22 protein-coding genes are annotated in these 20,567 nt (G+C 51.0%); 10 read left to right on the forward strand and 12 right to left on the reverse strand.

The annotated features are described in order from the left end of the window. Positions 1-177: 177 nt before the first annotated feature. Positions 178-900 carry a two-component system response regulator RstA gene (rstA, locus tag OGV69_RS13015; protein WP_069324183.1) on the reverse strand — a complete coding sequence of 241 codons (723 nt, stop codon included), beginning with the start codon at positions 898-900 and terminating at the stop codon, positions 178-180. A gap of 117 nt (positions 901-1,017) precedes the next feature. Between rstA and OGV69_RS13020 the strand changes: the two genes are divergently transcribed. Next, a complete protein-coding gene (locus OGV69_RS13020) occupies positions 1,018-1,353 on the forward strand; it encodes a GlpM family protein (protein WP_069324182.1) in 336 nt (111 codons plus the stop codon). Here OGV69_RS13020 and folM read toward each other — a convergent pair. The 3 genes from folM to ydgH form a co-directional block, all read right to left on the reverse strand. Further along, entirely contained in the window at positions 1,350-2,072 is a 723-nt protein-coding gene (gene folM / locus OGV69_RS13025; RefSeq protein WP_069324181.1) for a dihydromonapterin reductase, read from the reverse strand. The genes OGV69_RS13020 and folM overlap by 4 nt on opposite strands. Positions 2,073-2,108: 36 nt before the next feature. Beyond that, positions 2,109-3,491, reverse strand: coding sequence for an amino acid permease (locus OGV69_RS13030; RefSeq protein ID WP_069324180.1), 1,383 nt, complete (start codon positions 3,489-3,491; stop codon positions 2,109-2,111). Between the two features lie 246 nt (positions 3,492-3,737). Then, complete coding sequence (ydgH, locus tag OGV69_RS13035; RefSeq protein ID WP_069324179.1) at positions 3,738-4,682, reverse strand: DUF1471 family protein YdgH; 945 nt, start codon at positions 4,680-4,682, stop codon at positions 3,738-3,740. Positions 4,683-5,207: 525 nt separating this feature from the next. Between ydgH and pntA the strand changes: the two genes are divergently transcribed. Then, positions 5,208-6,737 carry a Re/Si-specific NAD(P)(+) transhydrogenase subunit alpha gene (gene pntA / locus OGV69_RS13040; RefSeq protein WP_069324326.1) on the forward strand — a complete coding sequence of 510 codons (1,530 nt, stop codon included), beginning with the start codon at positions 5,208-5,210 and terminating at the stop codon, positions 6,735-6,737. 10 nt (positions 6,738-6,747) lie between these two features. Then, positions 6,748-8,136, forward strand: coding sequence for a Re/Si-specific NAD(P)(+) transhydrogenase subunit beta (gene pntB, locus OGV69_RS13045; RefSeq protein WP_038640472.1), 1,389 nt, complete (start codon positions 6,748-6,750; stop codon positions 8,134-8,136). Positions 8,137-8,178: 42 nt separating this feature from the next. Here the strand turns inward: pntB and OGV69_RS13050 are convergent, their stop codons facing one another. Further along, positions 8,179-9,030 carry an aldo/keto reductase gene (locus tag OGV69_RS13050; RefSeq protein ID WP_069324178.1) on the reverse strand — a complete coding sequence of 284 codons (852 nt, stop codon included), beginning with the start codon at positions 9,028-9,030 and terminating at the stop codon, positions 8,179-8,181. 261 nt (positions 9,031-9,291) lie between these two features. Here OGV69_RS13050 and OGV69_RS13055 point away from each other — a divergent pair, with 261 nt between their 5' ends. Then, a complete protein-coding gene (locus OGV69_RS13055) occupies positions 9,292-10,488 on the forward strand; it encodes a multidrug effflux MFS transporter (RefSeq protein ID WP_069324177.1) in 1,197 nt (398 codons plus the stop codon). 31 nt (positions 10,489-10,519) lie between these two features. Here the strand turns inward: OGV69_RS13055 and OGV69_RS13060 are convergent, their stop codons facing one another. Further along, on the reverse strand, positions 10,520-11,554 hold the full coding sequence (locus tag OGV69_RS13060; RefSeq protein ID WP_069324176.1) for an AI-2E family transporter: 1,035 nt from the start codon (positions 11,552-11,554) through the stop codon (positions 10,520-10,522). A gap of 138 nt (positions 11,555-11,692) precedes the next feature. Here OGV69_RS13060 and OGV69_RS25325 point away from each other — a divergent pair, with 138 nt between their 5' ends. From OGV69_RS25325 to mdtI, 3 genes are all read left to right on the forward strand, one after another. Continuing rightward, a complete protein-coding gene (locus tag OGV69_RS25325; protein ID WP_006684635.1) occupies positions 11,693-11,863 on the forward strand; it encodes a protein YdgV in 171 nt (56 codons plus the stop codon). A gap of 107 nt (positions 11,864-11,970) precedes the next feature. Beyond that, a complete protein-coding gene (mdtJ, locus tag OGV69_RS13065) occupies positions 11,971-12,336 on the forward strand; it encodes a multidrug/spermidine efflux SMR transporter subunit MdtJ (protein WP_160956389.1) in 366 nt (121 codons plus the stop codon). Then, entirely contained in the window at positions 12,323-12,652 is a 330-nt protein-coding gene (gene mdtI / locus OGV69_RS13070; RefSeq protein WP_038640477.1) for a multidrug/spermidine efflux SMR transporter subunit MdtI, read from the forward strand. The genes mdtJ and mdtI overlap by 14 nt, the downstream gene beginning before the upstream one ends. A gap of 34 nt (positions 12,653-12,686) precedes the next feature. Here mdtI and OGV69_RS13075 read toward each other — a convergent pair whose 3' ends face one another. From OGV69_RS13075 to msrP, 6 genes are all read right to left on the reverse strand, one after another. Continuing rightward, positions 12,687-13,508, reverse strand: a complete 822-nt coding sequence (locus OGV69_RS13075) for a trypsin-like serine peptidase (protein ID WP_038640479.1) — start codon at positions 13,506-13,508, stop codon at positions 12,687-12,689. Positions 13,509-13,608: 100 nt separating this feature from the next. Continuing rightward, positions 13,609-13,692, reverse strand: coding sequence for a small membrane protein YdgU (ydgU, locus tag OGV69_RS25330; protein WP_455423394.1), 84 nt, complete (start codon positions 13,690-13,692; stop codon positions 13,609-13,611). 86 nt (positions 13,693-13,778) lie between these two features. Next, complete coding sequence (gene asr, locus OGV69_RS13080) at positions 13,779-14,096, reverse strand: acid resistance repetitive basic protein Asr (protein WP_069324175.1); 318 nt, start codon at positions 14,094-14,096, stop codon at positions 13,779-13,781. Positions 14,097-14,233: 137 nt separating this feature from the next. Next, positions 14,234-15,721, reverse strand: a complete 1,488-nt coding sequence (locus OGV69_RS13085; RefSeq protein WP_069324174.1) for a carboxypeptidase M32 — start codon at positions 15,719-15,721, stop codon at positions 14,234-14,236. 47 nt (positions 15,722-15,768) lie between these two features. Then, complete coding sequence (gene msrQ, locus OGV69_RS13090) at positions 15,769-16,395, reverse strand: protein-methionine-sulfoxide reductase heme-binding subunit MsrQ (protein ID WP_069324173.1); 627 nt, start codon at positions 16,393-16,395, stop codon at positions 15,769-15,771. Next, on the reverse strand, positions 16,396-17,400 hold the full coding sequence (gene msrP / locus OGV69_RS13095; RefSeq protein WP_199951159.1) for a protein-methionine-sulfoxide reductase catalytic subunit MsrP: 1,005 nt from the start codon (positions 17,398-17,400) through the stop codon (positions 16,396-16,398). Between the two features lie 187 nt (positions 17,401-17,587). Between msrP and OGV69_RS13100 the strand changes: the two genes are divergently transcribed. The 3 genes from OGV69_RS13100 to OGV69_RS13110 all read left to right on the forward strand — a co-directional run bounded on the left by OGV69_RS13100 (position 17,588) and on the right by OGV69_RS13110 (position 20,550). Beyond that, positions 17,588-18,310: a winged helix-turn-helix domain-containing protein gene (locus OGV69_RS13100; protein ID WP_069324171.1), complete on the forward strand. Its 723-nt coding sequence runs from the start codon at positions 17,588-17,590 to the stop codon at positions 18,308-18,310. Continuing rightward, positions 18,307-19,788 carry a sensor histidine kinase gene (locus tag OGV69_RS13105; protein ID WP_069324170.1) on the forward strand — a complete coding sequence of 494 codons (1,482 nt, stop codon included), beginning with the start codon at positions 18,307-18,309 and terminating at the stop codon, positions 19,786-19,788. The genes OGV69_RS13100 and OGV69_RS13105 overlap by 4 nt, the downstream gene beginning before the upstream one ends. 87 nt (positions 19,789-19,875) lie before the next feature. Beyond that, positions 19,876-20,550, forward strand: coding sequence for a CPBP family intramembrane glutamic endopeptidase (locus OGV69_RS13110; protein ID WP_038640491.1), 675 nt, complete (start codon positions 19,876-19,878; stop codon positions 20,548-20,550). Positions 20,551-20,567: the final 17 nt, after the last annotated feature.

The raw sequence follows: 20,567 nt of genomic DNA on the forward strand, positions 1-20,567 counted from the left end.
CGCAACGGATTATAGGGAGGGGGGACGTCAGCAGCCACACAAAAAATGTGGAAACTAACCGGATAGCGGTTGTATGCCTGTTCTGTAAACAATTTTTCGTGACAGTGTAACGTATTGTGGTAAATCCAGCCGATCCGCGAGACCGGCCTGATGGCATTATTTCTGTGGCTCGTCGTCTCAGGCGTGCGGTGCAAACAGGTAACCTTTGTTGCGTACCGTTTTGATTCGATAGGGCTCAGTGGCGTTATCAAGCAGTTTTTTACGTAATCGGGAAATCGCCACATCAACGCTGCGATCCATACCGTCATAGCTTACACCGCGCAGGTTCTTCAGCAGCGCATCGCGGTCCATAATCTGCCCGGCATGAGTCGCCAGCTCCCACAATAATTCAAAATCGGCGGTGGAAAGAGAGACTTGCTCGCCGCCGAGTAGCACGGAGCGGTTGGTTGGGTCGATAGCGAGTGTACCAAAGCGTAGCGTTGTGTGCGGCGTGATGGTCGCTGCCTGAATACCTTTAGACTGGGCTGATTGTTCGCTCTGACGCAAATGCAGGCGTAGCCGCGCAAGCAGTACGGCCGGAGGGGTTGTTTTAAGGATGTAGTCGCAGGCCCCCATTTCCAGCGCCAGGATGTGGTTCATGTCGCTGTCCAGAGAGGTCAGCAGAACAATCGGACCCTGCCAGCGTCCACGTAAATCGCGGCAGATTGTCATCCCGTCTTTGCCCGGCAGCATGATATCTAATAACACCAGATCGGGTTGAACTTGCAGGATTCTCTCCTCGGCCAAATCACCACGAGGTTCAAGCATAACCTCAATGTCATGCCGGGCCAGATAGGCGGCAATTAGAGAGCCAACTTCAGGATCATCTTCAACAAATACAATGGTGTTCATATCATTCATTTTGAATATAAAACGCCAACATACACCGCCCTCGTTTTTCCTTCCATTAATCTTTTCTAAACAAGATTGCTTCCGTTATGCTAGGGACTGATGTTATTGATGTGTTAAGGCAGGGTAATGGGACTCGTTATCAAAGCGGCGCTGGGTGCGCTGGTGGTGGTGTTGATTGGTTTGCTCGCTAAAACAAAGAATTACTATATTGCTGGATTAATCCCGCTGTTCCCGACATTCGCGTTGATTGCCCATTATATCGTGGCCAGTGAGCGTGGAATCGAGGCGTTGCGTACCACCATTGTATTCAGCATGTGGTCGATTATTCCCTATTTTGTCTACCTCGTTTCGCTGTGGTATTTCACCGGCTTTATGCGCTTATCCGTCGCGCTCGGCGGGTCAGTGGTGTGCTGGAGCCTGAGCGCGTGGTTGCTGATTTTTTGTTGGATTAAACTGCATTAACGCAGATGACGCCCGCCATCAAGGGCAAAACTACGTCCTGTGACAAAGCAACTGGTCAATAGATAGTCAATTAAATCAATGACTTCTTTTTCACCGGGCGCCGTTTTCATCAGTGATTTATTCAGAGCCTGCTGGCGATATTCAGCATCGTCACTCTCGTTGAACAGGATCAGCGAGGGGGCAATCGCATTCACTTTGACTTCCGGCGCCAGTTTGCGGGCGAACGAGCGAGTCATATTGTCCAGCGCCGCTTTACTGGCAGCATAAGCGATGTGCTTGTCGCTGCCACGCTCCACAACATAATCCGTAAAATGGATAATATCGCTGGCTGCATGTCCATGACCGCGTAACAACTCTTCCAGGGCGTGGTTGAGTAAGTAGGGCGTATTGACATGAATCTGCATCATGGCCGACAGCACTTCGGTTAGCGGCGTGCCCGGCTTTTCTGCAACCCAGGCACTGGCATTATGCACAATGGCGCGCAAACCGGTCGTCTGCCTTTTAACCTCATCAGCAAAGGCTAATACGCCTTTATCGGTAGAAAAGTCAGCCTGGATACACAACGCGCCAGCTTCGCACAAGCCATCAATGGCCGGGTAATGCGTCCGATAGCTGACAATAACTGGCTGTCTTTGATTGAGAAAATGCCATGCGACGGCGAGGCCGATGCGACGACCTCCTCCAGTGATAAGTATCGGCAAAGGGGGCTTTTTACCCATCGTAATCTCCAGGTTTCGCGAACGATGGGGATAGCGTTACCCCACCAACATCCAGGTCGCCGGAACTGCTGCAATAAGCAGCAGGCCGATCAGCGCCATCTCCTGACGTTTTAATACATTTTCATGCGCGTGTGTTTTACGGGCATAAAGGAAAACCAGTAGTCCCGGCGCATATAGCACCACAGACAGCAGCAGGTGCATCGGACCTGACGCATACAATAACCATATGCCATAAATGCTCGCACCGACACCGACGGCTTTATGCAACGGACGGGTAGCGATTTTCAGCAAAAATGCGCCGACCAACAAATAGGGCACCAGAATCATCTCTGAGGCAATAGTCAGTAGCGTATTGTAGTCGGAACCTGTGAGCCAGATCAGCACCAGACAGATTTGGACGCAGATGTTGGTCAGCCACAGCGACGCGGATGGCGCACCTTGCGCATTCTGACGCGCGAAAATCCGTGGAAACGCTTTGTGGGTTGCGGCGAGGAATGGCACTTCCGCTGCCATAATCGTCCAGCTTAAATAGGCACCGCAAACGGAGACAATCAGACCCGCGGCAATAATAATTTCGCCCCATGGTCCCATCATTTTTACCATCAGACCGGCCATTGATGGGTTGCGGATTTCTGCCAGTTCTGGACGCGCGACAACACCCAGCGACAGCAGGGTAACCAACAGATAAACGCCCAGCGCGGCAAGCACCGCCAGCAGCGTGGCGCGTCCGACATCGCGTTTATTTCGTGCGCGGGCGGAAACCACCACTGCGCCTTCCACACCGATGAATACCCAAAGGGTAATGAGCATAGTGTTTTTGACCTGCTCCCAGACGGGGACGCCCAACGCGACGCCGGTAAAATCCAGACTGAAGGTATCGAGCTTAAACAGCATGAACGCCAACACGATAAACAGGCCAAGCGGCAGCAATTTGGCCAGGGTCGCGACCAGGTTTATGCTGGCTGCGGTTTGCACCCCACGCAGTATAAGAAAATGGACGATCCACAGCAGCATTGATGCGCCAACAATAGCCTGCCAGGTATTACCATCGCCAAAAAGGCGTAATTCCGGCGTATCGGTAAAGAAGCTGAGCGCAGAGAAGACGATAACCAGATACGAAACGTTAGCGATAACGGCGCATAGCCAGTATCCCCATGCCGAGCAGAAGCCAATCAGTTCCCCGAAACCTTCGCGCGCGTAGGTAAAAATGCCACCGTCCAGTTCAGGTCGGATACGCGTCAGGATCAGCATGGCAAAGGCGAGTAGCAAAATACCCGCACCGGTAATCGCCCAACCAATCAGTAATGCAGCCGGGCTGGCAACCGCCGCCATATTTTGTGGCAGGCTGAAAACACCAGCGCCGAGCATTGAGCTTAGAACCAGCGCGGTCAGTGCGCTCAGACCCAATTTCTTTTCCATTTGTATCCAGTTACTAAAACGAGAGTGAGAGAATAATTATTTTGGCAAACCGCATAAAAATGGTGAAAGCCACTAAGGCGCGGGATTTTACGGAGAGAAGAGAACGCATGCAATGGGGATAGAGAGATTTGTGACTAATAGTGTGAAAAGTTGTCTTAATATTCGTGTTTTTTGTTCGGGCTGAGGGCTTAACAAGGGAAAATTATCAGGCCTACAAGCGCTGCAGACCTGATAAAGCATAGGATATTACTTATACAGATCAGCGCTGATGGTCATGTTGTTACCACGTTCTGACCACTGGCGAGTAATGTGATAATACTTCGCGCCTTTCTTCGCTGCTCGCTTGGCAACCTGATAAGAGACTTCGGTCATATTGCCGTAGTTACCGGTGAACTTGATGCTGTCGAACGGAACCATCATGGCAGCAGTCGCTTTGTTCAGCTCTTCAACTTTCGTGCCATCCGGCAGCGTGACGGTGTAACGTCCACCTTTGGTGGATTGCGTTTCGAAGAAGCGGCCAACTTCAGCACTCGGAGATGCGGTAGTCGCAACGCCCGGGATCTCAACTTTCTTCGCAGCTTCACCACCTGCAGCTAATGCGGCGCGACCGGCATCAGAATCAGCCGGGATTGCATCAGGGCTTTGTACTACGCGTTTTTTCGCATCCGCTTTATAGATGAATGCGGTAATACGCTGGTTACCACCCTGGTTGGCATCGACCTGGCGAACGATATAGAAGGAGTAAGCCCCTTTTTCTTTCGCCGCTTTGGTGATGGCATCATTCACTTCAGGCTGGCTGCGGTAGAAGCCCTGTACCGTAACGGTATCGTAAGGTTCTATCAGAACGGCCTGATCTTTAGGTAACTCCATCACACCGTTAATAATACGGTTTTTGGATGCTTCCGCTTTTTCAGCGTCGGCTTTATAGATGTCGGCTACAACGCGCCAGTTACCGCCACTGCCAAAATCTGAGGTATCAACAACATAAAAAGAGGCTGCACCGTCTTTATCTGCACGACGTGATACGGCATCCACCGCGTCACCGATCGCATTAAAACGACCGGTAACCACAATGCGGTCATAGGGTTTCAGGGCAGCAGCTTGCTCCGGCGTCAATTCTGTCGCTGCATTTACAGAAAAAGCAGTCGCAGAAATAAGTGCGGACGCCAGGAGAGTGTTCTTAAGCTTCATAAAAATAATCCTTCGCCTTGCGCAAACCAGGTACTGGTATTGTTATTGACTAGAAACGTCGCTGATTATTGCATTTAAATTGTGTCAGTGTCTGCGTCATTTTTCACTCATCGTGCCACAGGGTGTAACAGTGTCGATAACATTTTGTGATATGTCCAAAAATTCGGCGTTTGGAGGCTAAAACTGATAAAACAGTTGAATTTCATAAGTTAATTTAATGTTAATCAATTGTTCTCTGGTGGCGCTTAATCATGTTTTGCCGCTTCGCTTGAGCGAATTATCAGCCATTGCGGGCTATTTAAAGGGCATTATCCCTGTCTGCGGGCGAATTCATCCCTGTTTTGCGAATTTCATAATAAATACTGTTTTTTGGCGCTAGATCACAGGCTCCATTTTCAGTAGGTTATACAGAGTTTGTTACTGTTTTATTTTATTGAGGTAACACTGACCTCTTTCGAGAGTGCGCGCATGCCTCTTGTAAACATTGATAAACCATCATCAAAAATACAGATGGAAGGGAACATTATGCGAATTGGCATACCAAAAGAACGGTTAACCAATGAAACCCGTGTCGCAGCTACGCCGAAAACGGTTGAGCAGCTGCTAAAGCTGGGTTTTAGCGTCGCGGTTGAAAGCGGCGCAGGTCAACTGGCGAGTTTTGACGATAAGGCGTTTGTGCAGGCAGGCGCAGAAATTGTTGACGGCAATGCTGTCTGGCAGTCAGAGATTATTCTGAAGGTCAATGCACCGGAAGAGGCGGAAATTCCCTTGCTTAATCCGGGCACGACGCTGGTGAGTTTTCTTTGGCCTGCGCAAAACCCGGAGCTGCTGCAAAAGCTTGCACAGCGCAATGTGACAGTGATGGCAATGGACTCCGTCCCGCGTATTTCGCGTGCGCAGTCGCTTGATGCCTTAAGCTCGATGGCAAATATCGCCGGCTATCGCGCCATTGTTGAAGCCGCCCATGAATTTGGCCGCTTCTTTACCGGACAGATCACCGCCGCGGGTAAGGTTCCGCCTGCCAAGGTCATGGTGATTGGTGCGGGTGTGGCAGGGCTTGCGGCGATCGGGGCGGCAAACAGCCTGGGCGCTATCGTCCGTGCTTTTGACACCCGTCCGGAAGTGAAAGAACAAGTTCAGAGTATGGGCGCTGAATTCCTCGAACTGGACTTTAAAGAAGAGGCGGGCAGCGGCGACGGTTACGCTAAGGTGATGTCCGAAGCCTTCATCAAAGCCGAGATGGCGCTTTTCGCCGCTCAGGCAAAAGATGTCGACATTATCGTTACAACGGCATTGATCCCGGGTAAGCCTGCGCCGAAACTGATCACCCGTGAAATGGTTGATTCGATGAAAGCGGGGAGTGTAATTGTCGATCTCGCCGCGCAAAACGGCGGTAACTGTGAATATACCGTGCCTAACCAGGTGACCACCACCGAGAACGGTGTGAAGGTTATCGGTTATACCGATTTGCCTGGTCGTCTGCCGACGCAGTCTTCCCAACTGTACGGTACCAACCTCGTCAACCTGCTCAAACTGTTGTGCAAAGAGAAAGACGGCAACATTACCGTTGATTTTGACGACGTGGTGGTGCGTGGCGTGACGGTGGTTCGTGAGGGTGAAATCACCTGGCCTGCGCCGCCGATCCAGGTTTCAGCTCAGCCGCAGGCTGCGCCAAAAGCGGCTCCCGCGCCGAAAGAAGAGAAAAAACCGGTTTCACCATGGCGTAAATATGCGCTGATGGCGCTGGTAGTCATTTTGTTTGGCTGGCTTGCCGACGTCGCCCCGAAAGAGTTCCTCGGTCACTTTACGGTGTTCGCGCTTTCCTGCGTGGTGGGTTACTACGTGGTCTGGAATGTGTCGCACGCGTTGCATACTCCGCTGATGTCTGTGACCAACGCCATCTCCGGGATTATCGTTGTCGGCGCGTTGTTACAAATTGGCCAGGGTGGCTGGGTGAGTTTCCTGAGCTTTATCGCGGTGCTTATTGCCAGCATTAATATTTTCGGTGGCTTCACCGTGACTCAGCGCATGCTGAAAATGTTCCGGAAAAACTAAGGGGTAACATATGTCTGGAGGATTAGTTACAGCTGCATACATTGTTGCCGCGATCCTGTTTATTTTCAGCCTGGCGGGACTTTCGAAACACGAAACCTCCCAGCAGGGTAACAACTACGGTATCGCCGGGATGGCGATTGCGCTGATTGCGACGATTTTTGGCCCGGATACCGGCAATGTTGCCTGGATCCTGGTGGCGATGATCATCGGCGGCGCGATTGGTATCCGCCTGGCGAAAAAAGTCGAGATGACCGAGATGCCGGAGCTGGTGGCGATTCTGCACAGCTTCGTTGGTCTGGCGGCGGTACTGGTGGGCTTTAACAGCTACCTGTATCACGACACGGGCCTGGAACCGATTCTGGTGAACATTCACCTGACAGAAGTGTTCCTCGGTATCTTTATCGGTGCGGTGACCTTTACCGGTTCCGTGGTGGCCTTTGGCAAACTGCGCGGCAAGATCTCCTCTAAACCGCTGATGCTGCCAAACCGTCACAAAATGAACCTCGCGGCGCTGGTCGTTTCCTTCCTGCTGTTGGTGGTGTTTGTTCGTACTGAAAGCGTTGGCCTGCAGGTTCTGGCGCTGCTGGTGATGACCATTATTGCGCTGGCTTTTGGCTGGCATCTGGTGGCGTCCATCGGTGGTGCAGACATGCCGGTAGTCGTTTCAATGCTCAACTCCTACTCCGGATGGGCGGCGGCGGCGGCGGGCTTTATGCTGAGCAACGATCTGCTGATCGTTACCGGTGCGCTGGTAGGTTCGAGCGGTGCGATCCTGTCTTACATTATGTGTAAAGCAATGAACCGTTCGTTCATCAGCGTAATTGCGGGCGGCTTCGGTTCTGATGGCTCATCTACGGGTTCTGATGAAGAGGTGGGTGAACACCGGGAGATTAATGCAGAAGACACAGCAGAAATGCTGAAGAACTCGCATTCCGTGATCATCACTCCGGGCTACGGTATGGCTGTGGCTCAGGCGCAATATCCGGTGGCTGAAATCACTGAGAAGTTGCGTGCCCGCGGCATCAAAGTGCGTTTCGGGATCCACCCGGTAGCAGGGCGTTTGCCGGGTCATATGAACGTGCTGCTGGCGGAAGCCAAAGTGCCATATGACATTGTGCTGGAAATGGATGAAATCAATGATGATTTCGCCGACACCGATACCGTACTGGTTATTGGCGCCAACGATACGGTAAACCCGGCGGCGCAGGATGATCCACGCAGCCCGATCGCCGGTATGCCAGTGCTGGAAGTGTGGAAAGCGCAGAACGTTATCGTGTTTAAACGTTCAATGAACACCGGCTATGCTGGCGTACAAAACCCGCTGTTCTTTAAAGAAAATACCCATATGCTGTTTGGCGATGCCAAGGCCAGCGTGGATGCGATTCTGAAAGCGCTGTAATCGTTAGCTAAAAGTAAGACGGCCTCTGCAGAGGCCGTTTTTTTAAACGTCCAGCTTCCGCTGGGTGATCCATTCCACTCGAGCCGGATCTCGATGCGAGAAAAACGCGCTGCTTCCGCTATCCATGGCGGCAATTTGCGTCATTTCTTCCGGGGTCAAGCTAAAATCCAACACCTGAATATTTTCGGTCATACGCGTTTTACGCACGGTTTTCGCCAGTGAAATAATTCCGCGCTGATAAATCCAGCGCAGCACGATCTGACCGATGCTTTTGCCATATTTTTCCCCAATAGCCGCTAAAACCGGGTTCTGAAACAGGTCATTACGTCCCTCGGCGAACGGTGCCCAGGCTTGTGGTTGAATGTTTCTGCTCTGCATCCAGGCAACCGCATGTGGCTGTTGATGGAATGGGTTTACCTCAATCTGGTTTACGGCAGGAATCACGCGATTGAAGGCCATTAAATCAGCCAGTCGATCCGGATGAAAATTACTCACGCCAATCGCACGGATTTTTCCTTCCTCATATAACTCCTCCATAGCGCGCCAGGCACCATGTACATCTCCATAGGGCTGATGGATTAAATAAAGATCAATATAATCAAGCTGAAGGCGTTGCAGGGACCGCGTAAATTGCGCCTTTGCGCCGGAATAGCTTGCATCTTGTAACCACAGCTTGGTGGTCACGAAAAGCTCATTACGTGGCACACTGCTTTGCTTGAGTGCGTTCCCTACTTGAGTTTCATTCAGGTATGAGGCAGCGGTATCAATCAGGCGATAACCTGAATCAATGGCATCCCGTACGGCTTGCTCGCATTCGGCGGCATCGGTCATTTGATAAACGCCAAAACCAAGCAGGGGCATCTCAACACCGTTATTGAGTACTTTTGTATTCATGGGATTCTCCTGAACATTCATCTTTGTATTGACCGCAGATTAGCAATTTTCTGTGGGTACTATTAGTCTGTGAATCCCGCATGGACCTATGAGTTAAATTCATTTCTGGATAGCAAATACTGGAGTGGAATCACAGTATCTGCCGCTAACGTTGCCATTATTCATGATTATGATTCATAAACTTATGCCGTTTTTAGTCTCTAATCACCGCAATACGTCGCATATATACTGCGGTCTGTTTCTTCAACATGACAGAGCGCTATGCGTAAAAATGAACTGGCATCGCCGGTGGCTACAGCAAGCCACACCGGCCTTACTTTTATTCTGATCCTCAGTGGCCTGATGGCCTTTACCTCACTTTCTACCGATATTTATCTTCCGGCAATGCCGACAATGGCCACGGATTTACATGGCAATGTAGAACTTACGATCACCGGATTTTTGGTAGGTTTTACTATCGCACAGCTGATTTGGGGACCGATTAGCGATCATCTGGGCAGGCGTAAACCGCTGTTTATTGGCATGGTGCTTTTTATCATCGGGTCTGCAGGATGTGCGATGTCTACAAGCATCACGCAGATTGTTTTCTGGCGGGTATTTCAGGCCCTTGGCGCCTGTACTGGGCCTATGCTGGCCCGGGCAATGATCCGCGATCTCTTTGCGCGTACCCGTGCGGCGCAAATGCTCTCGACGCTGGTGCTGATAATGGCGATTGCGCCGATAGCTGGGCCATTGATTGGCGGGCAAATTATTCGCCTGAGCACCTGGCACGCAGTTTTTTGGCTGCTGGTGCTGATTGGCGCGTTAATGTGTGTCTCTTTATGTTGGCTACCAGAAACACTGCCTGAAGCAAAACGGGTAAAAGCTTCTCTGACGGGCGCATTTCGTAATTACCGTTCCCTGTTATCTAATGGGCGTTTTATGCGCTACACCCTGAGCCTGACGTTTTATTACGTCGGCGCGTATGCGTTTATTACCGGATCGCCATTTGTTTATATTAGCTATTACCATGTTGATCCTCAGCATTATGGCTGGCTGTTTGCGCTAAATATTGTCGGCGTCATGGCGATGAGCGTGGTAAACCGTAGGCTGGTGCAACGGCATCCCCTGGAGCAACTGCTGAAATATGCGACGATGCTGGCGGCGCTGGCTGCGGTTGCGCTTGCCCTGTTGGTTAAGCTGGAGTCCGGGGGAATCGTGGCCATTATCACTACCATATTCCTGTTGTTCTCGATGAACGGCATTATTGCGGCTACCTCAACGGCCGCAGCGCTGGATGCGGTACCGAACATCGCTGGTTCAGCCTCCGCGCTGATTGGCGCATTACAGTACGGTAGCGGGATTATCTCATCATTACTGCTGGCCGCTTTCAGTGACGGCACGCCATGGACCATGGCGTGGATAATTGCGTTATTTACGCTGTTGAGTGCCTCCCTGGCGCTACGGGCTAAACGATAAACGAAATGCCCCGCGCAGGCGGGGCGACAGTTTACGCTTTGTTGAGATCGCTAAGCAGAACGGCAATGCTTTGCCCGCCATTGGTTTGCTCAAGCGCGATTTTGACGATGATGGTCAGCGGGACAGAAAGCAGCATCCCCACAGGTCCCAGCAACCAGCCCCAGAAGATCAACGACAGAAACACCACCAGCGTGGACAGCCCAAGACCACGTCCCATAATCCGCGGTTCGAGGATATTCCCGAACACCAGGTTAATGACCAGATAACCCGCCAGCACCACCAGGGCGTCGTAAAGACCGCTAAATGCCAGCACCTGAGCAATAGGGGGGATGGCTGCCAGCACGGAACCGATATTAGGGATATAGTTGAGGGCGAAGGCCAGCAATCCCCAGACAAAGGCAAAGCGCACGTCGAGGGCGGCGAGCATGCCCCAGGCGACCAGTCCGGTCACAATGCTGATTGCCGTTTTTAGTACCAGATAGTGCGATACGCTGTCGATGGCGCGTTGAATCGCTGCCATTCCCTCAATAGGCCGGCTCATCATTTGTTTCAGTTTGTTGGGCAGTTGCGGGACTTCCAGCAGCATAAAAACCACCGTCAGCAGCAGTAAAAATATCGATGACATGGCATTAGACAGCTGCGCCAGTAAATTAGTGACCAGCGTCATTGCCGCGTTCGGATCGATATATTTGACGAGCTCATCCACCGAAACGCCTATCCCTGCGCGCTGTAGCCAAGGCTCGAGATTTTTCAGCGGGATAACCAGTGAAGAACGGTATTGCGGTAGCGTCCGCGCAAGCTCATTTAAGGATGTACCTAAGTAGGCTAATAACAGCACCATTAGCATTACAATAATTACGAGCAGCAATGACACTGCGAATACGCGCGGTATGCGAAGTTTCACCATGCGTTGCACCACAGGGTTAAGCACAACGGCAATAAATAATGCCAGAATAAAGGGCACGATGATATCTGCGGCAAAGCGGATGCCGCTCAGTATGATAACCAGCATGCCCAGCATAATGACTATTTTTAGACCGTTAAGCGTAATGATCGGTTTCGCCATGTGTATTCCTGTGCTTTTACTTTTTGAATCTGAATAATAATGTGATTTGCGTCGAGCCGTTATAACAAAAATCAAACAGGGCTGGTAAAGAAGTGAAAAGGCTTTGAGTTCGTAATGAACCTATGATACAAATCATCTGTGTTTAACTACCGAGGACAATTATCATCCGCGATGATGAGAAGCAACACTGCGGATAATTGTAATATTATGGACAATATGTTCAGGATGTTTTTGCTTTTACCTACACTTCTTCGTACCTCTTCCACTTTCCTGCTTGCGGGTGAGCAACACTGGCGCAACGCGCTTTAGTCCCTTCTTCTGCCTGAGCTGGCGCTGTGCGCTGAGCTAACTGATTTTATTTTTTGGTTTACTGCATGCAGTAAGCCCAAAGGACTATATTCTCAAGCAGGAGAAGCATCATGTTTTACTGGATATTATTAGGTCTGGCCATCGCGGCTGAAATTACCGGTACGCTGTCAATGAAATGGGCGAGCGTGGGCCATGGTAATTCAGGCTTTATTTTAATGCTGGTAATGATCGCCTTATCGTATATTTTTCTCAGTTTTGCCGTTAAAAAAATTGCTCTCGGCGTAGCTTATGCCTTATGGGAAGGTATCGGTATTTTATTTATTACGCTGTTCAGCGTGCTGTTATTTGACGAAACCTTGTCCACGATGAAGGTGGCTGGTCTGGTCTCGCTGGTGGTAGGTATTGTGCTGATTAAATCCGGTACACGAAAGCCTGCCAAAGCGGGCAGAGAGGTGACCCATGCAGCAGTTTGAATGGGTTCATGGCGCCTGGCTTGGCATGGCTATCGTTCTGGAAATCGTGGCTAACGTCTTTTTGAAGTTTTCTGATGGTTTTCGCCGCAAGGCTTATGGCGTGCTGTCGCTGGCTGCAGTTTTAGCGGCTTTTAGTGCGCTGTCGCAGGCGGTAAAAGGCATCGATCTCTCCGTCGCCTATGCCTTATGGGGCGGATTCGGGATTGCCGCGACGTTAGCCGCAGGCTGGGTGCTGTTTGGTCAGCGTCTGAACAATAAAGGCTGGATCGGCGTGGCATTGCTGTTGGCCGGAATGATCATGATAAAACTGGCCTGATAAAAGTGCTGCCCGTTAATACGGGCAGTATGCGTTATCCCTTGGCCAGCGCTTCCAGTTTGTCGCGAAACCCGGTCACGGAAATCGCGCGGTTATCTGCCCGCCAGCGATCTTTCGCCGCCGGAGCGGAGCTTTGTACGCCAATCAATTGCCAGCCGGAATCCGTCTTCAGCATCAATGGCGACCCACTGTCGCCCGGGAGCGTATCGCACTGATGTGACAAAACGGTATTTTGCGCCCAGCCGGTCACCACGCAATCCTGATGCGTGTACAAATCGTCAAGATGATCTTCCGGATAGCCCGACTGCGTGACTTTACGATCCGCGGTTTTCAGCGCCGCGGTTAATGCTGCTTTATCACCTTCAAATAATGGCAGCGGTGTGATACCGGAAGGTGGATAACGCAACACCACCAGACCAAAATCCCATGGGGCGGCGGAGGGGGGCACAATCCAGCCATCACCATCGGCTTTTAAACGTTTGCCGAGCGAAGGATCAACCCGGCCTTCAATTCCGTGGATCTCATAACGCCAGATACCCTTTTTCGACACGAAGCGTAACGCCACGGCTTTATCAGGTTTACCTTTTGGCGGCGTAAGTAAGCAGTGTCCGGCAGTCAGAGCCAGATGGGGTGAAATGAGCGTAGCGGTACACAGATTACCGCTGGCGGTTTCCAGTTGTCCGATAGCGTCCCATGGTGATTGCGTTGGGTCAGTCACCTTAATGCGATCGTCATGTCCAAAAAACAGCGTTTTTATATTTTCTGCTTCAGCGCTGGACGTTGCTGGCTGTTCCGCATGCGCAACGACAGGAGTTAAACAAATTGAACCCAGTAACACAGCAATGGTTTTATGCATATCACACTCTGGTGGGGAATTATGATTTTTAACAGCAAACCCTCAGTTAATACTATAGACGGGACGGCGGGAAAGTGGGAGTAAAATCAGATAACTACACTCAGGAAAGATAAAAATGCATGGCGATGAGGGCACAAATAATCAGGGCCGTAAGAATGAACTCAAAGCGGTAATGTGACACCATTTTACCCTCCGAAAGGCGGCGCCAAATCTGAATGATTTAGCGCCGTATGCTACGGCGTGGGGGACGCCATAGTAACTACAGGTGTGTTATGCGGCTGGCTGAGCGGCTGGTTTAGCGGAGTCGTGTTTCACAGGTTTTTTGGTGTGTTTTTTAGCGGCCTGAGCTTTTTGCTCTGGCGCTTTCTGTTCTACCGCCGGTTTAGTGGTGGTTTTTTTGGCGTGTTTTTTGGCAGCCTGTGCTTTCTGCGGCGCAGCTTTGTGCTGTTTTTTATGATGGGTGGTTTTCGCCGGGGCCGCTTTTGTCGTTGCAGCAGTTGGCGCGGTGGTAGCAGTTGTTTCAGCAGCAAATGCAGCAGAAGACAGACCCATAGCAGCGGCAACAACCAGAGCTAATACTTTTTTCATTCTCATACCCTCGATTTGGTTTTTCATTCAACCCCACTGCGGGGCCGTTGAAATAACTATATCGCTGTAATCACTGGGCTTCCGTGAGTCATTGGTATCGGCGTGTAACGATATGTACAATGACTCACGGCATGAGATTACAAATAACGGGCTTCCAGGTGAGCGCGGAAATAGCGGCTGCTGAGCGGCTCTCCGGTGGCCTGGGTAATGAGTTGTTCAGTGGTAAAACGACTGCCATGCTGCCAGATATTTTGGCGTAGCCAGTCAAAGAGGGCGCTAAACTCTCCCTGCGCAATGGACTGGTTCAGATCGGGCAATGCGCGGTGAGCTGCGCTGAACAATTGCGCCGCATACATAGCGCCTAAAGTGTAAGACGGGAAGTAGCCAAAGCCGCCGTCGGTCCAGTGAATATCCTGCATACAGCCATTACGATAATCCCCCACCGTTGACAGTCCAAGCCAGGCCTGCATCTTCTCATTCCACAAGGCCGGAATGTCATCCACTTCAATGTCACCGTTAATTAACGCTCGCTCGATTTCATAACGCAGGATCACGTGAGCAGGGTAGCTCACCTCGTCGGCGTCAACGCGGATAAAACCGGGTTTTACCTGCTGGTTCCAGTCAATGAAATTGCTCTCTTCAAACGCTGCCTGGTTGCCAAAATGACGCGTCACAGCCGGAATGAGTCGCGTCAGGAATGCTTTACTGCGTCCCAATTGCATCTCAAAGAACAGACTTTGCGACTCATGAATGGCTGTTGAGCGTGCCAGAGCGATAGGTTGTCCTGACCAGTTACGCGGCAGATTTTGCTCATAGCGGGCGTGACCCGTTTCATGAATCACGCCAAACAGCGCGCTGAGGAGTTCATTTTCGTCATAGCGGGTCGTAATGCGAACATCTTCCGGCACGCCGCCACAGAAGGGATGCGCGCTGATATCCAGTCGTCCAGCGGTAAAGTCGAATCCTAACTGCGCCATCGTTTCCAGACCCAGCTCTCGCTGTACAGCGGTCGGGAAGGGGCCAATTGGGGCGATAAGCGTTTGTTGAGACTGTTTTGCCACTGCCTTGCTAAGGAGATCGGGCAGCCAGCTTTTCACATCTGCAAACAGGACATCCAGTTGGGCGCTGGTCATCTCTGGTTCAAAGATGTCCAGTAGCGCGTCATAAGGTGAGCAACCTTTAGCGTCTGCGCGCAGTCGGGCTTCTTCGCGGCTGTATTTCACGACCTCTTTCAGGTTCTCGGAAAAACCCTCCCAGTCATTCGCGGGTCGCTGGCTGCGCCAGGCATGCTCACAGCGGCTGCCTGCCAGCGACTTTGCTTCTACCAGTGATTCAGGCAGCAGGGATGCCTGGTGATGCAGTCGCGACATTTCGCGCAAATTCGCTTGCTCAACATCGTTAAGGTCTTCCTGTTTTGCGGCGGCGATCCACTTGGCTACTTTCGCGTCGGTTAACAACTGATGCTCAAGCACGCTCAGTTCTGCCAACGCTTCGCCGCGGGCTTTGCTGCCGCCCGGCGGCATCATGGTAAACATGTCCCAACTGGCGATGGCCGAGAGGTGAGAGAAGCGAGAGAGCCGCTGGAACGTGCGGGTGAGTTGATGGTAATTATCATTGTTACTCATTTTTTGTTCTCGTTCTGTTTAGGTGTGGTTAAGAAGTTTACCGTGAATCATTCACTTTTCATAAACACACCTTTGTATCCGCTTTTGCGTAACCACTTTTTATAGCGAAATACCAGCAGCACAATAAAACAGGAGGCGTAGATAATAGGGGACGGTGACAACACTTTGACCGACCATAGGTAATGAACCGGGAGTAAAAAGGCAGTCAGGTAGACGTAGTTGTGCAACGTTTGCCAGCGTTTGCCCATTTTACGCTGTGCGGCCTGCGTGGAGGTCAGCGTCAGCAGGAGTAAGATAACCCAACCCGTCATGCCCAGCGTGAGCCATGGCCGTGAAACCAGCTCTCGCCCCAACAATCCCAAATTTTGTATACCCAGCTCCAATAGCGCATAGCTGGTCAGATGCAGTGTGGCCCAGGCAAAGCACCATAATCCTAACAAGCGTCGGGTACGAAACAGCAAAGGCTGCTTTGTATAGCGTGCGAGCGGCGATACCAGCAGGGTGGCAAGCAAAAATTTTAGCGCCGTAATGCCGGTAAAATGCTGAATGTCTTTCCCGGGATCGGCGCCCAATGCACCCTGTTGCACTGCCCAGAAAAGCCATAGCAGGGGTAAAAAACCGGCGAGATGCAGTAGCACTTTCAGGCCGGTTATCTGCTTTGCCGTTAATCTCACTTAAAAGTTCTCCCGTAGATCCATACCCCGATATAAAGAAGCCACCTCATTGGCGTAACCGTTAAAAAGCAACGTCGGCTGGCGTTGTACATCGAGAATCCCACCGGAACCGATAAAACGTTCCGTCGCCTGAGACCAACGGGGATGATCGACATGTGGATTAACATTGGCGTAAAAACCGTATTCGTTTGGCGCTGACATATTCCAGGTCGTCGGCGGTCGCTCACGTGTCAGCTTGATACTGACGATCGATTTAATACCCTTGAAGCCATATTTCCAGGGGACCGTCAGGCGTATCGGCGCCCCGTTTTGCGGCGGCAATGCTTTGCCATACACGCCCACGGTCAGAAGGGTAAGAGGGTGCATGGCCTCATCCAAACGCAAACCTTCAACATAGGGGTATTTCAACCCACCACCAATGAAGCGATCTTTCTGACCGGGCATTTCATCGGGGGCGTAGCGTGTTTCAAAGGCAACGTATTTGGCGTCGCTGGTGGGTTCAACCTGCGCCAATAATTTATGTAAGGGAAAGCCAATCCACGGCACAACCATCGACCACGCTTCAACGCAACGCATCCGGTAAATACGTTCTTCTAACGGAAAACGTGTGGTCAACGCATCATGATCCAACGTTAAGGGTTTGTTCACCTCACCGCTGATGGTTAATGTCCAGGGATCGGTTTTCAGGCTACCGGCATTGGCGGCAGGATCGGCCTTATCCAGACCAAATTCATAGAAATTGTTATAGCCCGTCACCTTGTCTTCCGGCGTCAGGGGGAGTGTGCTTTGCCAGGCATCCGGTTTTATGAACTCGAGCGGTTTCCCCGCCGGTGCAGGCGCGCGATCGTTGCCCTTAAACCAATTCAGCAGATTCGCCTGTGTCTGGAAGGAGAGAGAAGCGGCTGCAGCGCCTATCCCAAGCGCTTTGAGGACCTGTCGTCTTTGCATAAAAAAAACTGATTCGGCGGTAACATCAGCTTCCCGAAGTGGACGTTTTTTCTGCATAACTGTTCCTTTTTATTTTCATGTTAAGGAAAACAAAGCGACGTTTCCCTGTTGATGCGTGACTTTCTGTAACGACATCCTTGATCCAGGCGTATCCCAGGATCCTCACGAAAAGTTAAAAATTTTGTGATAACTTCCGCCCCTTGCCTGAGGTAAGCTTTCAGTTCAACGAGAGGGGATGACTCTGATGGCCGGCGCAAAAAAGATATTTTTGGTGGAAGATGACAGCGATATTGCCTCACTTTTGCAGCTTAGCCTGAAGGATGAGGGATATGAAATTATCCATGAGGCAGATGGAACGCGCGCGCTTGAACAACTGGAAAAACATGTCTGGGATGCGGTTATCCTCGATTTAATGCTGCCGGGTGTCGATGGTCTGGAAATATGTCGTCGCATTCGTCAAATGAGTTTCTATTTACCCGTCATCATTATTAGCGCCCGCACCAGTGAAACTCACCGCGTTCTGGGGCTGGAGATGGGAGCCGATGATTATTTAGCCAAACCTTTCTCCGTACTGGAACTGATGGCCCGCGTGAAGGCGCTGTTTCGCCGTCAGGAGGCGATGAGTCAGAATCTACGTTTGGAAGCGGGGATCATTAGCGTCCATGGCGTGGAGATTGATCCCTTAGCCCGAGAAGTCCGCCAGCATGGCAAATCAATCGATTTGACGCCCCGTGAGTTCGATCTGCTCTATTTTTTCGCTCGTCATCCCGGCGAGGTTTTTTCGCGTCAGGCGCTGTTAGATCATGTGTGGGGCTACCAGCACGAAGGGTATGAGCATACGGTGAACAGTCATATTAATCGTCTGCGGACCAAGATTGAAAAAGATGCTGCTGAGCCGGAAATTATTCTCACCGTTTGGGGACGAGGTTATAAGCTTGCGGCGAATAACGCGGAGCATCAGTCATGATTTATCGACTGTCTTTAAGCCAGCGGCTGACCCTGGTATTTACCGCGATTATGTTGATCTGCGCGGTAGCCGTCAGCGTTGTCCAGCTACGTAATAGTCAAAAATATGGCGATGCCATGGTGCAAAGGCTGTCGCTGGAACTGGCGAGCAAGATTGTCAAAAGTGAGTCACTGATTGATACCCGCGGGCAGATCAATCGACAGACGTTAAAAGGACTGTTTAATCACCTGATGACGCTCAATCCAAGCGTCGAACTGTATCTGGTTTCACCAGCAGGTGACATACTCGCCGATGCCGCACCGCCCGGGCATATTCAGCGCCAGAAAATTACCGTGCAGCCGATTCAGGATTTTCTAAATTCGGATGGTTTGCCAGTGTATGGCGATGATCCGCGCAGCAATCAGCAGAAGGTCTTTAGTGCGGCGCCAGTGATGCTTAACGGCCAACTGCATGGTTATCTGTTCATTATTCTCCAGGGCGAAAATCTGCATATGCTGGCAAATACCGCCTGGCAGAAAACGCTCTGGAACACGGTGGCAGGAACGTTAATTCTGGTTTTATTAGCCGGCGGAATTGCGGGCTTGCTGGTGTGGCGATGGGTGACGCATCCGGTAAAAAGGTTGACCGCGCAGGTGGTCAAAATGGAGCAGGACAGTATTAGCGTCATTAAGCAGTTGGCGCAGAAAAAGCCCGATCCGTCACCGGGGAATGAAATTGCGTTGTTGAACAATGCGTTTATAGAGCTGGCACAGCAAATTGCACATCAGTGGGATTTGTTAGCTGACAGCGATCGCCAGCGCAGAGAGTTTATTGCCAATATATCTCACGATTTACGCACGCCGCTCACCTCGCTGCTGGGCTATCTGGAAATGTTGTCGCTGAAAGCCGACACGATAACGCCAGAGGAAAACAGGCATTATCTTAGTATCGCGTTGCGCCAGGGGCATAAGGTTCGCCATCTGTCACAACAACTGTTTGAGCTGGCGAGGCTGGAGCACGGCGGCATAAAACCTCAGCGCGAACGTTTTGCTTTTGGCGAGTTGATCCAGGATGTGGCGCAGAAGTTTGATCTCCCTGTTGCCACACGCCATTTACAGTTACACCTTGACGTGATGGGGCCGTTACCGCTGGTAAATGCCGATTTATCGATGATGGAAAGGGTGGTGACGAATTTACTGGATAATGCTATCCGCCATACACCTGACGGGGGAGATGTATGGCTAAAAATCTGGCGTGATGAAGACCGACTGGTAGCAGAGGTGCAGGACAGCGGCCCAGGCGTGGAAATGGGGGTACGCGAAGTGTTATTTCAGCGCCCAACCGCGTTAACTCCCCGTGAGCAGCGCGGCGGTCTGGGATTGCTGATTGTGCGAAGAATGCTTGAACTGCATGGCGGCGATATCAATCTGGTTAATTCAACGGCAGGCGCGTGCTTCCGCTTTTGGCTGCCGCTGACGGATTCTCCATACATAGGGTAAATGTTGGTAGGTTGTCAGTGATAATGAGAATTTTTATCATATATCGATAATTCATCATCTTATACTCGACAAGTGCAAGGAGATTGTATGTCACAGGATGTCGACAACCAGTATATCGCCCGGACCAAAGCCGTTGCTGGCTGTTTTTCTATGTTTATGCTGATGTTTGGCCTCACGTTTACCCCGTTGTTTTTTCCCGCGAGCCAGGAGCTGCTCGCCAAAGGATTACTCTTCCCGCTGTTGTTTATGCTGGAATTTATCGTACTGGTTCCGCTTTATTATTTCTTCTTCAGGAAAAGAGAAGGGCTGGGCAAAGGGATCTTCAATGCCCGGTGGTTTGGCATTTTATTTGCGGCCCTGCTTTTTATTCAGCTTATCTTGCCGTGGTTGATAGGTCTCAGACAAACCGAAGCGTGGGTAACCAGCCAGATATCCTTAAACAACTACGCGCTGTGGTTATCCACTCTGACCCTGATATTTTTTGCGCCAGTTTATGAAGAAATTGTTTTCAGGGGCTGTTTATTCAACGCATTCCAGTATTGGTTCAATAATAAAACCTGGCTGTCGTCAGTCGTGGTATCGATCATTTTTGCCGTGATGCATACCCAGTATGTGGATCTGCGCACGCTGCTGATGCTGTTTCTTGTGTCGCAGGTTTTAATCCTTGCCAGACTGAAAAGCAATGGACTGCTGATGCCGATGACGCTGCATATCGTGATGAACGGGACGGTTATTGTCCTGCAAATGGCAGCGTCTTCATAAGTGATGATGCCCGAAGC

It is taken from the genome of Citrobacter sp. Cc139 (assembly GCF_030334645.1).
GTDB lineage: Bacteria > Pseudomonadota > Gammaproteobacteria > Enterobacterales > Enterobacteriaceae > Citrobacter > Citrobacter werkmanii.